Consider the following 19,911-nt stretch of genomic DNA (forward strand, 5'->3'; position numbering starts at 1 on the left):
AACTCGCCGGCCAGGTGGAAAAGGAAAGCAAGAAACTGGGTGAAACACTGCTCGACAAAAAAGAGATCTCCCTCGAGGATAAAAAACAAATAGAACAATTGCTGGACAAGCAAAAACAACTGGACCAATCTGTACAGGAAATCAAAAAACTCAATGCCCAGCAGACTTTTGAAAAGGAAGAAAACAATCTCTTAAAGGATGAACTTCTGAAAAAACAACAGCAGATTGATGATTTGTTCAATAATGCCCTGGATGAAAAAACGAAGAGCATTCTGGAAAAACTCCAGAATCTGATGAATGAAAGCAACAAGGATAAAACTTCTGGTGAACTTTCTAAAATGCAAATGGACAATAAGTCTTTAAAAAATGAGCTGGACAGAATCCTGGAATTGTATAAGCAACTCGAGTTTGAACAGAATCTTCAGAACAAAACCGACCGTCTGGAAGAACTGGCCAAAATGCAGGAAGCCCTGAGTAAACAGAGTGCACAGAAAAATGCAGACCTTGAGGACCTCAAAAAGAAACAGACCAACATCTCCAAAGAACTGACCGGATTGAAAAAAGAATTCCAGCAACTGGACGAAAAAAACCAGCAATTGGAAAAACCCAACCCATTTCAGCGCCCGGACAAGGAAATCGGTCAAATTGAGGCTCTACAAAAGACCGCTCAGGATCAACTATCTAAGTCCGATCGATCAAATGCATCAAAAAGCCAGGAGAAAGCCGCAGAGGAGCTTAAAAAGCTTTCTCAGAAGCTTAAAGAAGAGCAGCAGGAAGCCTCAGAAACTGAAAATAACATTAATGCACAGGAACTCAGAAAGTTACTTCAAAATCTACTGAATATCTCCTTTGACCAGGAAAAAGTGATGCTCCGCTTGAGAAATATGAACAGCACTGATCCGCAGTATACACTTAACGTTCAAAAGCAGCGGACCATTAAAGACAACATGAAAACCATTGCCGACAGCTTGTTCTCTTTGAGCAAACGCGTGCCCCAGATTTCAAGTACAGTGAATGAAGAAGTGCAGAAGATCAATTTTAATATGGACAAGAGCCTGGACAAACTCGGAGACCGTCAAACCTACGCGGCCAATGAAAACCAGCAGTACGCCATGACTTCTATCAACAACCTCAGCCTAATGCTAAATGAAGCCCTGGAACAACTGCAGAAAATGAAGAATTCTTCGGGCAATGGTAAAGGAAAAAAACAACAGAGCCTGCAACAGTTGCAAAAAATGCAGCAACAACTCAACAATAATATGCAAAAGGCAAGGGAACAGCTCGAAAAGGCAGGCAACAAAGGAACTGTCCCAAAAGGTGTCATGAGCCAGGAAATTGGAAAAATGGCTCAGCAACAACAGATGATCCGCGAAGCGCTTGAAAAGATTAACCGGGAGGATAACAAAGATGGAAAAGGAAAATTAGGTAACCTGAACCAAATGATCCAGGATATGAAACAAACTGAAGAAGATCTGGTGAACAAAAGGATCGAACAGGAAACCATACGCCGTCAAAAAGACTTGCTCACCAAAATGCTCGATGCAGAAAAAGCAGAACGGCAGCAGGATGAAGATGCCAAAAGGGAAAGCAAAGCCGGTAAGGACCTCCCTCCGTCTTATCCTAAAATGCTGGAAAAATTCCGGCTCCAGCAGCGCAACGAGCAGGAAATTCTTCAAAAACTACCTCCCGATTTAAATTATTACTATAAAAACAAAATCACTGATTATTTTAAATTGCTAAATTCGGCCCCATAATCTAACTGGCATGAGTAAAATTGCAATTCATTTCTTTACGGAAGACATTTCTTACACACTTAAGCATAAAACACTGATCAGGACCTGGCTGCTGGATACCATCTACGCCGAAGGCTATCAACTGGAGGAACTGAATTTCATAATTTGCTCAGATGAGTATTTACTGACCATGAATCAACAATACCTGGATCATGACACTTATACCGACGTCATCACTTTCGATCACTCAGAAGCACTTAAAATGATTGCAGGAGATATATTTATCAGCATAGAACGTATTCAGGAAAATGCAAAGGAATTTAAAAGCACCGTATTCCACGAACTGTGTCGCGTCATGGTTCACGGAACCTTACACCTGTTAGGGTATAAGGACAAGTCGAAAAAGGATAAAACGCTGATGACGCAAAAAGAGGATCATTATCTTTCCCTTTTAAATTCCAAATAACCTCGCATTCATCTCAATACTTGCAATCGCCTGGGATCGTTCCCGGGAGTAAATTGCTAGCTCCAAAAGCAGCTTGTTCCTCACCAATCCCTATCTGATTGCAGAATCAATTCCATAGGCATCCTGTACCTGCTTTGTTGCTTTGATGTAAACAGTAGTGGCATACCTCAATACTCCGATGCTATACAAGAGAATTATTGCTTACTTTTGTAATAATTTCTTAACTGACAAATCGTTAAAAGTATAAATTGAGCACACTAATTGCAGCAGAAGGCCTAGGTCATGCGTATCATGATGAATGGCTGTTTAAAAATCTAACCCTGGGCATCCAGACCGGACAGCGCGTAGCGTTGGTTGGTATCAACGGAGCAGGGAAGAGTACGTTATTGAAATTACTTGCGGAGCGTTTCAACCCGCTGGAAGGTAAAATCGTGAAGAACAAATCGGTCAAAATTGGATTTCTTGACCAGGAACCTTCTTTTCCGGATGGTTACAGCATCAGTGACTTCATTTTCTCCCTGGAGAATAAACAGCAACAGCTGATTAAAGAATATGAAGAACTGATCGAAGATCCCAATCCTGATGAGAAAAAACTGAACCGCTTGTATGAAGAACTCAGTGAGCACAATGCCTGGGAATATGAGCACGAGATCAAAACAATCTTGAGCAGAATGGGCATTAACCATTTGCAGCAAAAGATCTCTACCCTTTCGGGGGGACAAAAAAAACGTCTTGCTCTGGCCAAACTTCTGATAGAAGATCCGGAGATCTATGTACTAGACGAGCCTACGAATCATCTGGACATTGATACCATTGAATGGCTGGAGAAATTGCTCACTTCCGGAAATAAAACTATACTTTTAGTTACACACGACCGGTATTTTCTGGACAATGTTTGCAACACGATTGTAGAACTGGACAGAGGCAAGATATACAACTACAATGGTAATTATGCCTATTTCCTGGAAAAGAAATCAGAACGGGAAGCCGCAGATGAAAGTACCTTTCAGAAAAATAAAAACTTGCTAAAAAAGGAATTGGAATGGATGCGGCGCATGCCACAGGCCCGGACGACAAAATCACAGTCCAGAATTGATGCATTTTACGATCTGGAGAATAAAACAAAACAAAGATCTGATAATCAAACAGTTACTTTAAATGTAAAAATGTCTCGCCAGGGCAACAAAATATTAGAGTTACACCACATCGGGCAATCCTTTGACGATAAGAAAATTATTAATGATTTTAGCTATACATTTAAGAAAGCAGACCGTATCGGACTGGCCGGGAAAAATGGAACAGGTAAGTCTACTTTTCTAAATATCATCACTGGAAACTTATCTCCAGAGCGTGGTACCGCCGACACAGGAGATACAACAGTTTATGGATATTACAAACAAGGTGGCCTCGCATTTAATGAAAAAGAGCGTGTCATTGATATTGTAAAATCTGATGCAGAATACATCAAAATGGCAGATGGTTCTACCATCTCCGCCTCGCAGTTGTTGACCTTATTTTTGTTTCCTCCAAAGAAGCAACATGGGATGGTTGAAAAACTAAGTGGAGGGGAAAAGAAGCGTTTGCACCTGATGAAGGTCTTGATGCAGAATCCAAATTTCCTTATACTGGATGAGCCAACAAACGACCTGGATATTGATACACTAAATGTATTGGAGGAATTTCTGGAAAACTTCCCTGGTGTTTTAATTTTGGTTTCTCACGACAGGTATTTACTGGATAAAATGAGCGAGCAGTTGTTCATTATGGAGGGTAATGGAGAGGTAACCATTTATAATGGTAATTATTCTGAATACAGAATTAGTTTAGAAGCTGAAAAGACGAAAGAAACTAAGCCATCAAAAAAAGTAGAAATAGAAAACTCCCCTGCTCCGGCGGTGAAAAAGTTAAGTTATAAAGAACAAAAAGAATTGGACGATTCAGAATCTCAAATTGCCCAACTTGAAAATAATATTTCAGAATTGACCTCTTCCCTACTTTCTATAGAGAGTACAGATTATATTCAGATTCAGGAAGTGACTAAGAAAATAGAACGTCTTCAAAGTGAACTGGATCAGGTTACAGAACGGTGGTTGGAATTATCTGAAAAAATAAATTAATGATGAAAACCTCTGATCTAGTTGCTACAATCGGTGTAGGCCTTTTATTAATAGCCTTCTTTTTACAAGCCCTGAAAGTAATCAGAGCCGAAGATCCGATGTATGCAATATTGAATCTGTTTGGCGCTGCGATTGCAGGATATTCTTCCTGGATGATCGGCTTCATTCCATTCGTTATATTAGAGGCCGTATGGGTATTTGTGGCTATTTTCAGCCTTTTTAAGAATTTTAAAAGTAAACGTTCCACGTGAAACCTAAGCACTCCTGTTCGTAATTATAAGGAGCGTGTTTCACGTGGAACATTAATAAAAAAGAGCAATGTTTAAAGAATATGATGTCATTGTTGTAGGTGCCGGACACGCAGGTTGTGAAGCTGCTGCTGCCGCTGCAAATCTTGGATCCTCCGTTCTATTGATTACCATGAATATGGAAACCATCGCACAGATGAGCTGTAATCCAGCAATGGGCGGCGTTGCAAAAGGACAAATCGTTAGAGAAATTGACGCGATGGGTGGCTACTCGGGCATCATCGCAGATAAAACAACGCTTCAATTTCGCATGCTTAACCTGTCAAAAGGTCCCGCAATGTGGAGTCCAAGGGCGCAAAATGATAGAAAAAGATTTGCGGAAGAATGGCGCCTCGCCTTAGAACGCACACCAAATGTAGATTTCTGGCAAGACATGGTCAGCAGTTTAATCATAAAAAATGACCAGGTAATTGGCGTAAAAACTTCCATCGGCGTGGAGATCAAATCTAAGTCTGTTGTACTCACAAACGGTACATTTCTCAATGGACTTATTCATATCGGAGAAAAGAAATTTGGCGGTGGCCGTACAGGAGAAAAAGCTGCTACCGGAATTACCGAACAACTTAAAGAACTCGGTTTCGAAGCGGGAAGAATGAAAACAGGTACCCCACCCCGCGTAGATGGAAGGTCCCTAAATTACTCCCTGATGGAAGAACAATGGGGAGATGAAAATCCAGGTAGATTTTCTTACACCAATGTACCCCTTCCTACAGAACAACGTTGTTGCTGGATCACCTATACCAACAGCAATGTACACGAAACATTAAAAGAAGGTTTTGAAAAATCACCCATGTTTACCGGACGGATCAAAGGACTTGGACCAAGGTACTGCCCTTCTATAGAAGACAAAATCAATCGCTTCGCAGAACGGGAAAGACACCAGATATTTGTAGAACCAGAAGGTTGGAATACTTGCGAAATCTATGTTAATGGATTTTCTACTTCGCTCCCCGAAGACGTTCAGTACCGTGCATTGATTCAAATCCCCGGCTTTGAAAACGCAAAAATGTTCCGCCCGGGTTATGCTATAGAATACGATTACTTTCCACCTACCCAACTTACTTTAACGCTGGAAACAAAGAAAATAAGACATTTATTCTTTGCGGGGCAAATTAATGGGACAACAGGATACGAAGAAGCTGCAAGTCAGGGTTTTATCGCTGGAATTAATGCTCATCAGAAAGTACACGATAAAGAGGAACTGATTATGAAAAGATCAGAATCGTATATTGGCGTATTAATTGATGACCTGGTGACCAAAGGAACAGATGAGCCCTACCGTATGTTTACTTCCAGAGCTGAACACCGGTTGCTTCTTAGACAAGACAATGCGGATATCCGCCTATCCCCTATTGGCCACCAGTTGGGCCTCATAAGTGATGAAAGGCTCGACCTGGTGAAACAGAAAATCGCTAATTCAGATGCCATTGTTGCCTTTTCAAAAAAAGAAGGCATAGACATGACGGCCGCAAATGATATGTTGGAAAAATTGGGCACCAGCACACTTACTCAAAATGTAAAATTGTTCAGCATCTTAAGCCGTCCGCAAGTTGGTATAGAAGACCTTCGTCAGGTCAGTCCTACCTTTAATGAGCTCTTGAACAAATACGATAAAGAGACAGTAGAACAGGCAGAGATCAAAATCAAATACGAAAGTTATTTTGAGAAGGAACAAGAGATCGTTAACAAAATGCAGAAGATGGAAGACAAAGACATCAATCCTGACTTCGACTATTCCCAATTAATTTCACTGTCTAAGGAGGCAAGAGAGAAACTATTAAAGATAAAACCGAGAACTTTGGGTCAGGCTTCAAGAATTTCGGGTGTCTCGCCTTCTGATATCTCCGTTTTAATGGTACATATTAGCAAATAAAACACAATTAACTGATATTCAATAAGTTAAAAAGTAAAATATCGCTTTAAAATTCGGCTTGTTTTAAAGCGATATAAAGAACTTTTTAATTTTTTTAATGTAATTAGTTTAAACACCAATAAAATCACTCAGAGCTCATTAAAATGATAAAATCAGGTATTAATAGAATTCTAACCATCCTTTTTTCTTTACTAATGGGAATTTCCATATTTTATGGTTGCGGGACACCTGGACAGCTCACCGGAGGACCAAAAGATACCAAGCCACCAAAGGTTTTAAAAATGGAACCAAAAGATCTGTCTACTAATTTCCGGGCAAAAAAAATAGTGATCCAGTTCGATGAATATTTTAAGATCAATAACCAACAAAAGGAATTTTCAATTTCACCGGAACTGGAAAGACAACCAGAACTTAAAATAAAGAAGAAATTTCTTGAAATCAATTTTATGGATAGTTTGGAAAAGAACACCACCTATACCCTAAATTTTGGTAAATCCATCGGGGATATCAACGAAGGAAATGTGATCAAGAATTTCACCTATGTATTTTCTACCGGCCCCACCCTGGACTCTTTAAGTATAAAAGGAAAAGTTTTAAATTCCCTGACGCAACTTCCGGAAATAGAAGCTGTGGTTATGCTTTTCCCTTTGGAAAAAGACAGTTTGTTTGGTAAAAAACGTCCGTCGATTTATACCACAACAGACAGTAGCGGAAACTATAAACTGAGCAATCTAAGAAAAGGTGATTATAAAATCTACACGGTTAAGGATAAAAATAGTGATAAAATTTACCAGCAAAGCTCTGATGAAGTAGGATTTTTAAAAGACCCCATACATCTAAAAGCCAATACAAACGACGTTAACCTGGTGATGTTTAAAGAAGATGCTGCAGTATTCAGAATCATTGATCGTAAACTCAATCCCGACGGAAGTATATTTATGGATTTTAACCAGAGACTCTCCAAACCGGAACTTACAGTTACGGAGCCTGCCGCCCTGGATGCCGGTAAACTTGTTAAGTTCAATGCTACGAAAGATTCTGTAAAGCTATGGCTAAAAGACATGAACTTTGATTCTGTAAAAGTAAGTGTAACTGATGCTGGAAAATTACTTCAAACCGCAAAACTAACACGGGGCAAAAAAGATGCTTATACGCGTACGCTAACCGCAACAGACAATTTAGAAGGAAATTTACTTAATCCAAACAGACCTTTTCGTTTAAGCTTTACGCTGCCGGTAGAAGGTGTTGATCTTTCAAAAATAACCTTGATGGAAGACTCTGTTGTGAAGAAAGGGATAACTATAGTTAAAGACAGTACAGACCTGCTCTCCTACCTGATTAAATACCCATGGGTAGCGAAAAGCATTTACGAAATTAAGTTTGGAGCCGGTACCTTCACTGCCATATTCAAGGCCACAAATAAAGAATTCAGTAAGAAATTTGAATTGGCAAACAAGGATAATTATGGCACATTACAACTCAAGGTTACTGTTACGGAAAAGGACAAACAATATATTTTACAAGTATTGGACGAAAAGAAATTTATTGTCAATACCAATACTTTCCAGGGGGATACGATATTAAAATTTGCCAATTACCGGGCAGGAAAGTATTTTGTAAGGATTATCTATGACGCCAATAAGAACGGTCTCTGGGACACCGGAAATATAGCAAAGGGTATTCAACCCGAAAAGGTCTATAACGAACCAAAAGAACTCTCTATAAAGGCGAATTGGGATAGAAATGAAACCATCACTATCCCAAAGGAACCTTCTTCTTAGCTTATCTGAACCAATCAGAGTATAAGATATAATTGTCAGGAAGCTTATTTAATAAAGCCCGTTGCTGTTCAGTGATGGGCTTTAATTTTTTAGCTGGTGTTCCACCATAAATATATCCACTCTCGCAATGGGTATTTTCCAGCACCACAGAGCCAGCAGCGATAATGCAATACTCCTCAACAACAGCATGATCCATTACAATTGCCCCCATGCCAATCAGTACATGGTCTTTAATCAAACAACCATGCACAATAGCATTATGCCCTACAGAAACCCGGTTTCCGATCGTCGTAGAGGCCTTTAAATACGTTGCGTGCACTACAGCGCCATCTTGTATATTGGTTTCGTTACCAATAGTTATACGATTGACGTCCCCCCTGATCACCGCATTAAACCAAACAGAGCAGTTATTTCCTATGCTCACCTCTCCTACTATTGTGGCATTAGGTGCTATAAAACAATTGTCTCCCCAATCCGGAGATTTCCCTTTCACTGGCAATATTACTGGCATAATCTTTCGTTTAAAATATGGTATCTGTTAATGTGTCTGCATGTTTTGGATAGTCTGTTGTATAATGCAAACCTCTGCTTTCCTTCCTCGCCATTGCTGATTTTATAACAATATAGGCCACCTGTATCACATTTCTGAGTTCACACAATTTAACTGAAACTTTATTCTTTTTATAGAATTCTTCGGTCTCTTCGAATAAAAGGTATAGTCTTCTCATCGCTCTGTCCAGCCTGAAATCGGAACGAACAATGCCCACATAATCACTCATCAGCTTTTGCATTTCTCTTAAGTTATGGGTCACCAGGATGTCCTCATTAGATTGTGTAACAGCGTACTCATTCCAATCCGGAATACTATCCGGTACCACAGCTGTTTTGAAACGTTCAACGGCATCCAGGTAAATCCGGTGAGCAAAGACAGGTGCTTCCAGCAAAGAATTGGAAGCCAAGCGATTTGCACCATGCAATCCAGTAGAAGAGCACTCTCCGCAAGCATAAAGGTTTTGTATGGAAGATCTTCCAAATTCATCAACCAAAATACCTCCACACATATAATGTGCAGCTGGTGTAACGGGTATCAGATCCTTTGTCATGTCTATGCCGATAGACAAACACTTGGCATAAATATTAGGAAAATGATTTAAAATATCCTGCTTTTTCCGGTTTGTAATGTCAAGGTAAACGAAGTCTTCACCTGACTTTTTCATCTCAGAATCTATAGCTCTTGCCACAATATCCCTTGGTGCCAGAGACCCGCGTGCGTCATATTCATACATGAATTCATCTCCGTTCTTTCTTCTGAGTACTCCACCAAAACCACGAACTGCCTCAGAAATTAAAAAAGCAGGGTATTCACCCGGATGATAAAGTGCTGTTGGATGAAACTGGATAAACTCCATATTCCTCAATTTTCCTTTGGCACGATATACCATCGCCATTCCATCGCCGGTAGCTATAACCGGATTTGTTGTACTCGAATAGATATGTCCTGCACCACCCGATGCCATGATAGTCACAGAAGCTAAGATCTTCTCCACATCGTTACGCTCTGTATTAAAGGCATATACACCAAAACAGTGGATATCTTTAGTACTCTTGTCCACAAATTCACCAAGGTGGTGTTGAGTTATCAACTCCAAACAGAAGTAATGTGTTAATATCTCTATGTTTTCGTTTTCATGAATTTGCTTGAGCAAAACACTCTCAATTTCGTACCCCGTCACGTCTTTATAATGCAAAACACGATGCTCCGAATGGCCGCCTTCTTTAGCCAGGTCGTAAACTCCTTTTGGATTTTTGTCAAAATTGATTCCATAATCAATAATCTCCTGGATACGCTGAGGCCCCTCTTTTACAACAATTTCCACCACTTTTTCATCGCATAATCCATCTCCTGCAATTAAAGTATCTTCAATATGTTTATCAAATGAATCATCTTTATCAACTACAACTGCTACCCCACCCTGGGCATATTTTGTATTGGATTCATCTTCATTTGACTTGGTAATAATTAAAACTTTCCCGTGCCGGGCAGCTTTTAAAGCAAAGCTCAAACCCGCAATACCCGAGCCTATGACTAAAAAATCGACTTTTTTCATTGATTTAGGCTAATTTCCACCACTTTGTTAACAACGTTGGTAGAAGTGTTAATTTCTTGTATAAATAAATAGAACAAATATTTTTGAATGTTTAAAGCTAAGCTAAAAACAGATTTTGACACAATATTTTCAGTTATTTTTAACCAGCATTCCCAGGGTTATTCACTTTTTATCCTCAGTCAAAAAATTCACATACAGGTATTGATAAGTTTTTAGAATAAATAATATCTAATTGTTAATCAGTTGATATTTCTAAAAAAAAAGCACATCATTTGTGGATAACTATAGAACAAGTTATATAATTGCATAGAAATTTCGAAATTACCAACAATACCAACACACTAATAAACAATAGAAAATGATTTTATATTAAATAATTATAATTTATTGAAGTGTGGAAACCTCGTACCTTTACAAAAGTTTTAGAACAGAAAAATTTTAAAAAACACAAAAAGGATAAAATTTAGAATCAGAGGCCCTGAGAATTTGTTATACGATGGGAAGTAAAATCAAATTTTAAATATGACATTCTAAAGCAGTCAAATTTAGATTTGAAGTCTTATAGTAAAAAAAAGCTTTAAATTTTTGAAAATAGAGCCCCTGAGAGTTTGCCGTACGATAAAAAAGAAAATTGATTTTTAAATAGCACATTCTAAAGCGGTCAAATTTAGATTGGGTATATTTGGTGTCGGTAAAGAAAAAGCTTAAAAAACGCAGGGCCTGACATTTTTAAAAAAGAGCCTCTGAGATTTGGATATAGCTGTACTAGCGGCTAGCATCTCGTGAATATCGCAATCTAAGAGGCCCAATAGCAGGAATACTCCTGATAATAAATAACTGAAAAGAAAATATATATTTTAAAATAAATAATTTATACTTTAATGAAAACGGATATCCTAGAGGAATTAAATATCAAAGGATTTGTAGATGAAGCAATTGACCCGACTCTGGATCTTTTTGAAGAAATTGAAAAACTGAAAAAAGAAAAGAATGCTATTGTATTGGCTCACTACTACCAAGAAGCTGATATACAGGATGTTGCTGATTACATTGGTGATAGTCTAGGTTTGTCGCAGGAAGCTGCAAAAACTGAAGCTGACGTTATTGTGTTTGCTGGAGTGCATTTTATGGCAGAAACAGCAAAAATATTATCTCCCGAAAAAAAGGTTTTGCTACCTGATTTAAAGGCAGGTTGCTCACTTGCCGACAGTTGCCCACCACATTTGTTTAAAAAATTTAAAGAAAAATATCCGGATCACTTGGTGATCACGTATGTAAACTGCACTGCGGAATTAAAAGCATTGAGCGATATTGTGTGTACTTCTACCAACGCAGTACAAATTGTAGAGAGTTTGCCAAAAGATCAGAAAATTATTTTTGGTCCGGATAAAAATCTTGGAGCATGGGTAGCTAAAAAAACAGGAAGAGATTTGGTTTTATGGAACGGCGCCTGCATGGTTCATGAAATTTTTTCAAGGGAGAAGATTACCAAACTAAAAGAAAGGCATCCCAACGCAAAATTTATTGCACACCCGGAATGCGAAGAAGCAGTTTTGCAAATGGCTGATTATATTGGTTCTACAACAGGATTGTTAAAATACTCTATCAACAGCGATGCACAGGAGTTTATTGTGGCAACCGAAAGTGGGATTATTCACCAAATGGAAAAAGCCAGTCCGGGAAAAACATTTATTCCAGCTCCTCCAACCAATAGTTGTGCTTGTAACGATTGTGCTTATATGAAGAGAAATACGCTTGAAAAATTGTATTTGTGTATGAAAAACGGACTTCCGGAAGTTACAGTTCCCGCAAATATTATTGTGGAAGCACGGAAACCGATTGAAAGAATGCTGGAGATATCAGCTAGTTTAGGCTTATAATTTACAATCAGGTGCTGTTGATTTTCGGAAATAGGCGATAAAATCAATGTGGATAACCTGTTAATTGACTATATAACAATAAGATAATGTTTGAAAATAAAGAACGTACAGACCTTGCAGAATTAGGAGAATTTGGGCTGATCAAACACCTGACGGAACATTTTAAGATTCAGCATGAGGGTAGCATAAAGGGAATTGGGGATGATGCAGCTGTACTGAGTTTTGGAGACAAGCAGACCTTGATCTCTACAGATCTGCTGCTGGAAGGTGTACATTTTGATCTGGCCTATGTACCTCTTATGCACCTGGGATACAAGGCAGTACAGGTTAATTTAAGTGATATTTATGCAATGAACGGTGTAGCAACCCAGATTACATTTTCTATTGGTTTGTCCAGTAAATTTCCGCTGGAAGCTGTAGAAGAGATTTATAAAGGGGTGGAGTTGGCCTGTAACAAATTTAATATTGATTTAATCGGAGGGGATACCTCTTCGAGTAAACAAGGTTTGGTGATTAGCGTAACCAGTATAGGTTATGCAGACCGGCAGGATATATGTTACCGGAATGGTGCAGGTGAAGGTGATCTGCTTTGTGTGAGCGGGGATCTTGGAGGTGCCTATGTTGGTTTGCAAATTCTGGAAAGAGAAAAACAGATTTTCCTGGAAAACCCTAATATTCAGCCTGATTTGGAAGGAAAGGACTATATTATCGAACGTCAGCTTAAACCTGAAGGACGTAGGGATATCGTTGATTTGCTCTCACAAATGAAAATAAAACCGACGGCGATGATTGATGTATCAGATGGTCTGGCATCTGAGATTTTTCACCTGGCTACGCAATCTGGTGTGGGTTGTACCATTTATGAAGATAAATTGCCTATCGATCCTATGACCTATGAAACCGCACGTGAACTTGGACTTGATCCCACAGTTTGTGCGCTGAACGGCGGGGAAGACTATGAATTGTTATTCACAATTAAACAATCTGATTATGAGCGCTTAAAGCATGATGTTGACATTACAGTTATAGGCCATATGACGGACAAAAACTCGGGCTGCAAGATGATTTCCAAGTCTAATGTGGTCCATGAACTGAAGGCTCAGGGCTGGAACGCATTTAAATTATAATTGTTCTTCTTCTGTTAAAGCTGGGTCCAAAAATTTAGCATCAATCTGCTTATTTGTTTTTGCACCCAGCTTTTTAATTTTCTCAGAAGTGCTGGACAGATTTCCAGCCCCTGTGGAGAGTTTATTAATTGCCTTGTCATAGGCGTCCTGACTTTGCCTGATGTTGCGTCCTATAGCCTCCATATCGCTTAAGAACCCAACAAACTTATCGTACATGCTGCCGCTTAACCTCGCGATCTCTAAAACATTTCTGTTTTGCCGTTCCTGCTTCCATATACTGGCAATAGTACGGAGGGTGGCCAGCAAGGTGGAAGGGCTCACAATTACGACTTTCCTGTCCCAGGCATAATTGAATAATTCTGCATCGCTTTGTACAGCCAATCCAAAAGAAGATTCTATTGGAATGAAGAGCAGCACAAAATCGGGGGAATTGATCTGGTAAAGGTCCTGGTAGTTCTTTCCCGATAAGCCTTGTATATGGGCCTTAATGGATAGAATATGAAGTTTAAGCTGATTTTCGCGTTCTTCTTCACTTTCTGCACTGACAAAGCGTTCGTAAGCCACCAGGGAAACTTTTGAATCGACTACTATATGTTTCTCATCAGGAAGATCGATCAGTACATCAGGTTGTAAGCGGGTACCTTCTGCACCGCTCAGGGAAGTTTGTATACGGTATTCCCTGTCCTTGATCAATCCTGATCTTTCCAGTACACGTTCCAGGATCACTTCTCCCCAGTTGCCTTGTTTTTTGCTGTCGCCTTTCAATGCTTTGGTCAGATTGGTGGCGTCTTCCTGTATTTGTTTGCTTTGTACCATGAGCTGAGAAATGACGCCCTTAAGGGTATTCCGCTCGTCAGATTCAGTTTTGTAGACCTTGTCTACCTTTTCCTCAAAAGCCTTGATGTTTTCTCTTAGCGGGCTTAATATGCTATCGAGGTTTACTTTATTTTGTTCGGTAAATTTAGAAGATTTTTCATCCAGGATCTTGTTGGCAATATTTTCAAATTCAAGCTTGAATTTATACTGGAGTTCAGCAATGTATTTTTCCTGTTCAGCTTGCTTAACCAGCTGACTGTGGAGATTTTCTTCTGCTTTGATCAGTTTGCCCCTCTCCTGCATAAACAAATTTCTGAGGTCGTTCAGTTCATCTTCTGTCCTTGTTTTCTCTTCTTTAAGCCAGGCAATTGCTTTCTGATGTTCGGTCTCCTTGAGTTCGAGCAGATGAACACCATTGCCAGCGTTTTTTTTGGTAAATAAAAAGATCAGGGCACATAAAATCAGCAACAGCAAGGTCAGGATCAAGTATTCCATTTTACTAATATTTTTATCAAAAATGAATATTATAAAAATGAATAACAAATTAATTAGTAAAAAATGAGTGTACTCTTTACAGGCTTTTAAGAATCAGCTCGGCAGCATCCTGGCCGGTTTGACTGCCCATTGCAATGCCCATTCCATTACACCTTACCGCACAAAAAATACCTGGTTTAACTTGTCTGATGATGGGGTCTATCTGTTTTCCGAAACCCATGATCCCACTCCAGCTGGTCTCAATATCGAAAGGGGTATTTGGTAAAATGGTTTCTTCAAGCAATTGTTCAAGTGCCCTCCGGATAACAGGTGTTGTACCAAATGCTGTGGTTTGTTCCTCTTCAAAAGCCAGGTTACGGCCACCGCCCAATAAAATACGGTCATCAATATTCCTGAAGTAATAGTAACCTTTATCGTAATGGAATGCGCCTTTGATCTTGAGGTTTTTAATTGGTTTGGTAATCAGTACCTGCCCTCTGCCGGGTACAACATCCAACTCTGGTAAGAGTTCATTGATAAAAGCGTTATTGGCAAGAAGCACTGAATTACATTTAAATGGACCATGTGGTGTAGAAAGTATTTGATGTCTCTCTTCTTCGCTGATTTTTTCTACCGGACAGTTGGTATACAGCACTACACCAAGGTTGCCGGCCAGTTGCAGGAGATATTTCATCATTTTTCCAGTATCGATCTGGCCCTCAAATTGATTTTCTATCAGTGTTTCAATTCCTTTAAACCCAAAGGTGCTCACTTTGGCATTCACCAGGCCAAAACTTTTACCCCCCGGAATGATGTCTTTGATCAATTGGTTAAAGTGATCAATTTTAGCTACACATGTAGCCGCAAGTTCTTGTTCTGTAGATTTAAAAAGTTCAAATCCGCCATAGTTTTTATAGGATAAATTTTGATCGGAAACCAGTTTTCGAAGTTTTAAAAGACCTTTCCATCTTTTTTCAATGAGATGTTGAAGTCCATTGGAACCAATAGATTTTTCCTGTTCGATCAGCTCTGAAATACTTCCGAAACAAGCAAAGCCAGCGTTCTTTGTACTGGCACCAGAAGGTAAAAATCCGCGTTCAAAGATCGCTACACTTAGATTTTTATGTTGTTGTTTTAAAGTAATAGCAGCAGTTAATCCGACAATACCACTGCCTACGATGCCAATGTCAAAAGTAAAGAAACTGGCTTTTTCCCAGTAAGATAAGGTAGTTCCCATAGACTAAATTTATCTAAATTTCAGCAGGTTAAAAAATAAGGGAACGCTTTTTGATTGGAGAGTATATGAAAAACATACCCAAGAAATGGAAACGTATTTAATAGCAATATTAATCATGCTGGTGATCAGTATGTTTGTGCAGTGGATATTTAGAAATAAGTTCTCCAGATATGCAGAAATGCAATTAAATTCCGGTTTATCTGGAAAAGAGGTTGCAGAGCGAATGTTGAACGATTATGGTATCTATGACGTTAAGGTCATGAGTACAGAGGGGCAACTTACAGATCACTATAATCCTGCAGACAAGACAGTTAATCTGAGTACAGATGTATTTCATGGAAGGAGCGTTGCCGCAGCAGCTGTTGCGGCTCATGAATGTGGACATGCGGTACAACATTCCAGGTCCTATCATTGGTTACAGCTGCGCTCTAACATGGTTCCTGTGGTGAGTATTTCTTCTAATCTGCTCCAATGGGTGCTGATCATTGGTGTTCTGATGATTGGTTTTACTGGAAATCCCTTTGTTCTTGGTATAGGTGTGGCTGGACTATTACTGGTAACCCTGTTTAGTTTTGTAACCTTACCCGTTGAATTTGATGCGAGTAAAAGGGCCTTGTTGTGGTTAAAAACCAATCAGCATATCATGAATACCAAAGATGAAAATGTACAAGCCAAGGATGCGCTTTGGTGGGCAGCAATGACCTATGTGGTGGCTGCACTTGGTGCACTGGCCAATTTGATCTATTATGCTTCTATGCTCTTTGGAAGAAACCGTAATTAATTTAAGCGGTAAGGAGCAATCAGTTCAAACTGTGGGATATCAACAGTAAATTCTGTTTCCACAGCGACCCTGGACATAAAATAGTGTCCCCTCATGCTGCCTATTTCTGTAGATAACTGGCATCCGGAAACGTAAGAATGGTGATTTCCAGGCTCAATGATGGGTTGCAAACCAACTACACCTTCACCTTCTACTTCTCTTTCTGTACCGTTGGAATCAAAGATGAACCACTGGCGTCTTTTCAGTTGTATGGTATAATCCGACAGATTTTCAATTTCTATGCGATATGCGAACATGAACTGGTCATTGGAAGGATTGGAATATTCTTCCTGGTACATGGTTTCTACTGAAATTTTTACACCCTCTGTTATTGCTGTGACCATTTTACTGCTATTTTTACTAAATTATTTCAAAAATCAAGCCATTTCATTCAGGGGCTGAACATTATGATATTTGTCTGCCACTTCGTCTAAAATACTGTGGATCGTTTCTATATTTTCTTCTTTTACCAATTGCATTCTATAGCCTTTAAAGTCTGGTAAACCTTTAAAATAGTTGGCATAATGACGCCTCATTTCGAAGATACCTACTTTTGGACCTTTCCAGGCCAATGATTTCTCAAAATGTGTTCTGCATACGGATACGCGCTCTTCTACGGTTGGGCCGGGAAGAATTTCCCCGGTATTGAAGAAATGTCTGATCTCCCTGAAGATCCATGGATAGCCGATGGCTGCCCTTCCGATCATAATGCCGTCTACTTCATATTCCAGTCTCCAGTCTGCTGCTTTGCGGATGCTGTCAACGTCACCGTTTCCAAAAATGGGGATTTTGATCCGTGGATTTCTTTTGATTTCCCGGATTAAGGTCCAGTCTGCTTCTCCTTTGTACAACTGTGCTCTGGTCCTTCCATGAATGGTTAGGGCCTGAATTCCTATATCCTGCAGGCGTTCTGCTACTTCTTCCACATTTTTTGTGGTATCGTCCCAACCCAGCCTGGTTTTAACGGTAACTGGCAAAGGTGTTGCCTTGACCACAGCTTCAGTCATTTTAACCATTTTGTCAATGTCCTGGAGCAAAGCTGATCCTGCACCACGACAGGCTACGTTTTTTACGGGACAACCATAGTTGATGTCCATCAAATCTGGCTTGGCCATAGTTGCTATTTCAGTGGCTTCACGCATATGATCAATTTCACTGCCAAAGATTTGGATGCCTATTGGCCTTTCGTATTCGAAAATATCCAGTTTTGCCCTGCTTTTGGCGGCATCCCGGATCAGTCCTTCAGAAGAAATAAATTCAGTGTACATCATATCTACCCCACTTTGTTTACATACAAAACGAAAAGGTGGATCGCTTACATCTTCCATTGGTGCAAGCAATAAAGGGAAGTCTCCCAAATCTATATTTCCTATCTTTACAGACATTTTTCTATCTTCAAACCAAAATTAAAAAGACAAAGGTACAAATAATCCAAATAATGAATTTTCCGCCTAATGTAAAACCTGAAAAAAGTGCTTATGTACAGCTGCTTGCGTTGGCAGGTTATGCTCTTGCCGGGGTTTTTGTTTTTACGGCGCTGGGTTTTGCAATTCTCTTTTTGATGTACGGATCTAAAGTTTTTGAACCAAATGCTTTGACTGGAGGAAACCCTGAATATTTAAATGGATTGAAAATCATTCAGATTTGTACCTCCATTGGTTTGTTTTTTGCTCCCCCGCTCCTTTTGGCTTTTGAGAACGGTAGAAAGATTAAAGATTTTTATGGTTTTGGGAAACCAAAGGCGGAATGGATTTTTCTCGTTTTTTTAATTATGATATGTTCTATGCCCTTTATGGAATGGACAGCTCTGATCAATCAGAAAATGATACTTCCCGATTTTTTGAAACCCTTAGATACCTGGATGCGGGAAAAGGAAGAAGAGGCGATGAGGATGACACTCATCCTGCTGAAGATCAATACAACCTGGGATTTCCTGGTGAATCTTTTTATGATTGCACTGGTACCTGCTGTTGCAGAAGAGCTGATGTTCAGAGGAGGTGTACAGAGAGGTTTGAACAGAATGTTTAACAATCCCCATGTGGCCATATGGTTTGCTGCGTTTATTTTTAGCGCCATACATATGCAGTTTTTTGGGTTTTTACCCAGGTTGTTGTTAGGGGCTGGATTTGGATATATCTATTATTGGAGCGGGAGTTTATGGTATGCGATGCTGGGGCACTTTATCAACAATGGCTATGCCGTTTGTGTGGCCTGGTACCTCCAAATTAAACACTTACCGCTCGATGATGCCGACAATACTTTTCATTTTAAATGGTATGGTTATATATTGAGTTTATTGGTCACTATAGCCTTGTTTATATATTTTAAAAAAAGAACAACTCATGGAAAACAATTGGGTTAAGGTATTTACCACGAGTAATGCCTATAGTGCAGAAATCCTGAAACAGGGATTAATAGAAAATGAGATACCAGCTGTGGTACTGAACAAACAGGATTCCTCCTACGGGACTTTTGGGGTGCTCACCGTGATGGTGAATGCGGAAGATGAGGAAAAGGCAAAGGTGTATATTGAACAAAACGAATTATGAAAACCAGGGCAATAACCGCTTTTTTCTTTACCATAGTCATGCTCGGATCTATATTCCTGGGTGCATATACTTTTAGTGTCTTTTATTTACTGCTGAGTTTAATGGCTTTGTCAGAATTTTACAAGCTGATCAGAAATTCTGGTATCAAACCCCATACAGGTATTGGCCTGTTCAGTGGTGGGGTTATTTTTCTGTCGCTGGCCTCTTGTTATTTTCTAAAGTTTGAAGTGCGGTATTTGCTTTTACTGATTCCTTTATTGGTTTCTGTGTTTATTGCGGAACTGTATAGAAAGGAAAAGGCCCCTTTTTCTGATATTTCCTACACTTTTGTCGGTTTGATATACACAACCATCCCCTTTAGCTTTTTCTATGCGCTGGGCTTTTCTTTTAGCGGGAATGCTTATAATTTTCATTTGCCCCTTGCCTTTTTACTGATGCTTTGGGCAAGCGATACCGGTGCTTATCTGTTTGGAAGGAAACTGGGAAAACATAAATTATTCGAACGTCATTCTCCGAAAAAGACCTGGGAAGGCTTTTTTGGAGGGGTATTGACCAGTGTACTGGTTGCCATAGCGGTCTCTTTTTATTTCAAAGAGATTGCAGCACCGGTTTGGGTAGGCAT

17 protein-coding genes and 1 pseudogene are annotated in these 19,911 nt (G+C 39.5%); 12 read left to right on the plus strand and 6 right to left on the minus strand.

Features of this window, described 5'->3' with window-relative positions; genetic code table 11:
- The 6 genes and pseudogenes from VNZ46_RS07410 to VNZ46_RS07435 all read left to right on the plus strand — a co-directional run.
- Nucleotides 1-1,754: pseudogene (locus VNZ46_RS07410) on the plus strand (hypothetical protein); the annotation flags it as partial.
- 10 nt (nt 1,755-1,764) lie between these two features.
- Nucleotides 1,765-2,199, plus strand: a complete 435-nt coding sequence (ybeY, locus tag VNZ46_RS07415) for an rRNA maturation RNase YbeY (RefSeq protein WP_325559447.1) — start codon at nt 1,765-1,767, stop codon at nt 2,197-2,199.
- A 248-nt stretch (nt 2,200-2,447) separates the two neighbouring features.
- On the plus strand, nt 2,448-4,316 hold the full coding sequence (locus VNZ46_RS07420) for an ABC-F family ATP-binding cassette domain-containing protein (RefSeq protein ID WP_325559448.1): 1,869 nt from the start codon (nt 2,448-2,450) through the stop codon (nt 4,314-4,316).
- On the plus strand, nt 4,316-4,567 hold the full coding sequence (locus VNZ46_RS07425; RefSeq protein ID WP_199075796.1) for a CBU_0592 family membrane protein: 252 nt from the start codon (nt 4,316-4,318) through the stop codon (nt 4,565-4,567). The genes VNZ46_RS07420 and VNZ46_RS07425 overlap by 1 nt, the downstream gene beginning before the upstream one ends.
- Before the next feature lie 67 nt (nt 4,568-4,634).
- Nucleotides 4,635-6,497, plus strand: coding sequence for a tRNA uridine-5-carboxymethylaminomethyl(34) synthesis enzyme MnmG (gene mnmG / locus VNZ46_RS07430; protein WP_325559449.1), 1,863 nt, complete (start codon nt 4,635-4,637; stop codon nt 6,495-6,497).
- Nucleotides 6,498-6,691: 194 nt separating this feature from the next.
- Nucleotides 6,692-8,278, plus strand: coding sequence for an Ig-like domain-containing protein (locus VNZ46_RS07435; protein WP_325559450.1), 1,587 nt, complete (start codon nt 6,692-6,694; stop codon nt 8,276-8,278).
- A 1-nt stretch (nt 8,279) separates the two neighbouring features.
- Here VNZ46_RS07435 and VNZ46_RS07440 read toward each other — a convergent pair whose 3' ends face one another.
- Together VNZ46_RS07440 and nadB are read right to left on the minus strand one after the other, a co-directional pair.
- Nucleotides 8,280-8,789 carry a gamma carbonic anhydrase family protein gene (locus VNZ46_RS07440; RefSeq protein ID WP_325559451.1) on the minus strand — a complete coding sequence of 170 codons (510 nt, stop codon included), beginning with the start codon at nt 8,787-8,789 and terminating at the stop codon, nt 8,280-8,282.
- 10 nt (nt 8,790-8,799) lie between these two features.
- The gene (nadB, locus tag VNZ46_RS07445; protein WP_325559452.1) at nt 8,800-10,386 is read right to left on the minus strand and encodes an L-aspartate oxidase; all 1,587 of its coding nucleotides are present in this window, start codon (nt 10,384-10,386) and stop codon (nt 8,800-8,802) included.
- An 881-nt stretch (nt 10,387-11,267) separates the two neighbouring features.
- Here nadB and nadA point away from each other — a divergent pair.
- Nucleotides 11,268-12,266, plus strand: coding sequence for a quinolinate synthase NadA (gene nadA, locus VNZ46_RS07450; RefSeq protein ID WP_108555955.1), 999 nt, complete (start codon nt 11,268-11,270; stop codon nt 12,264-12,266).
- An 86-nt stretch (nt 12,267-12,352) separates the two neighbouring features.
- Nucleotides 12,353-13,393, plus strand: coding sequence for a thiamine-phosphate kinase (thiL, locus tag VNZ46_RS07455; RefSeq protein WP_325559453.1), 1,041 nt, complete (start codon nt 12,353-12,355; stop codon nt 13,391-13,393).
- Here the strand turns inward: thiL and VNZ46_RS07460 are convergent.
- Both VNZ46_RS07460 and VNZ46_RS07465 read right to left on the minus strand, forming a co-directional pair.
- The gene (locus tag VNZ46_RS07460; protein WP_325559454.1) at nt 13,388-14,704 is read right to left on the minus strand and encodes a DNA recombination protein RmuC; all 1,317 of its coding nucleotides are present in this window, start codon (nt 14,702-14,704) and stop codon (nt 13,388-13,390) included. The two genes, thiL and VNZ46_RS07460, sit on opposite strands and share 6 nt — an antisense overlap.
- Nucleotides 14,705-14,780: 76 nt before the next feature.
- Entirely contained in the window at nt 14,781-15,920 is a 1,140-nt protein-coding gene (locus tag VNZ46_RS07465) for an FAD-binding oxidoreductase (RefSeq protein ID WP_325559455.1), read from the minus strand.
- Nucleotides 15,921-16,005: 85 nt separating this feature from the next.
- On the opposite strand from VNZ46_RS07465, the gene VNZ46_RS07470 reads away from it, so the two are divergent.
- Nucleotides 16,006-16,701: a zinc metallopeptidase gene (locus tag VNZ46_RS07470; RefSeq protein ID WP_325559456.1), complete on the plus strand. Its 696-nt coding sequence runs from the start codon at nt 16,006-16,008 to the stop codon at nt 16,699-16,701.
- Here the strand turns inward: VNZ46_RS07470 and apaG are convergent.
- A complete protein-coding gene (gene apaG, locus VNZ46_RS07475; protein ID WP_325559457.1) occupies nt 16,698-17,084 on the minus strand; it encodes a Co2+/Mg2+ efflux protein ApaG in 387 nt (128 codons plus the stop codon). The genes VNZ46_RS07470 and apaG overlap by 4 nt on opposite strands.
- A 33-nt stretch (nt 17,085-17,117) precedes the next feature.
- Nucleotides 17,118-18,125, minus strand: a complete 1,008-nt coding sequence (gene dusB / locus VNZ46_RS07480) for a tRNA dihydrouridine synthase DusB (protein WP_325559458.1) — start codon at nt 18,123-18,125, stop codon at nt 17,118-17,120.
- 53 nt (nt 18,126-18,178) lie between these two features.
- Here dusB and VNZ46_RS07485 point away from each other — a divergent pair, with 53 nt between their 5' ends.
- The 3 genes from VNZ46_RS07485 to VNZ46_RS07495 form a co-directional block, all read left to right on the plus strand.
- Nucleotides 18,179-19,102, plus strand: coding sequence for a CPBP family intramembrane glutamic endopeptidase (locus VNZ46_RS07485; RefSeq protein ID WP_325559459.1), 924 nt, complete (start codon nt 18,179-18,181; stop codon nt 19,100-19,102).
- On the plus strand, nt 19,083-19,289 hold the full coding sequence (locus VNZ46_RS07490) for a DUF2007 domain-containing protein (protein WP_133779052.1): 207 nt from the start codon (nt 19,083-19,085) through the stop codon (nt 19,287-19,289). The genes VNZ46_RS07485 and VNZ46_RS07490 overlap by 20 nt, the downstream gene beginning before the upstream one ends.
- Nucleotides 19,286-19,911 (plus strand): phosphatidate cytidylyltransferase (locus VNZ46_RS07495; protein WP_325559460.1); only part of this gene is annotated, 626 nt, incomplete at its 3' end. The genes VNZ46_RS07490 and VNZ46_RS07495, both read left to right, overlap by 4 nt.

Origin of the sequence: Pedobacter sp. (genome assembly GCF_035566355.1) — a bacterium.
In the GTDB taxonomy this organism is placed as follows: Bacteria; Bacteroidota; Bacteroidia; order Sphingobacteriales; family Sphingobacteriaceae; genus Pedobacter.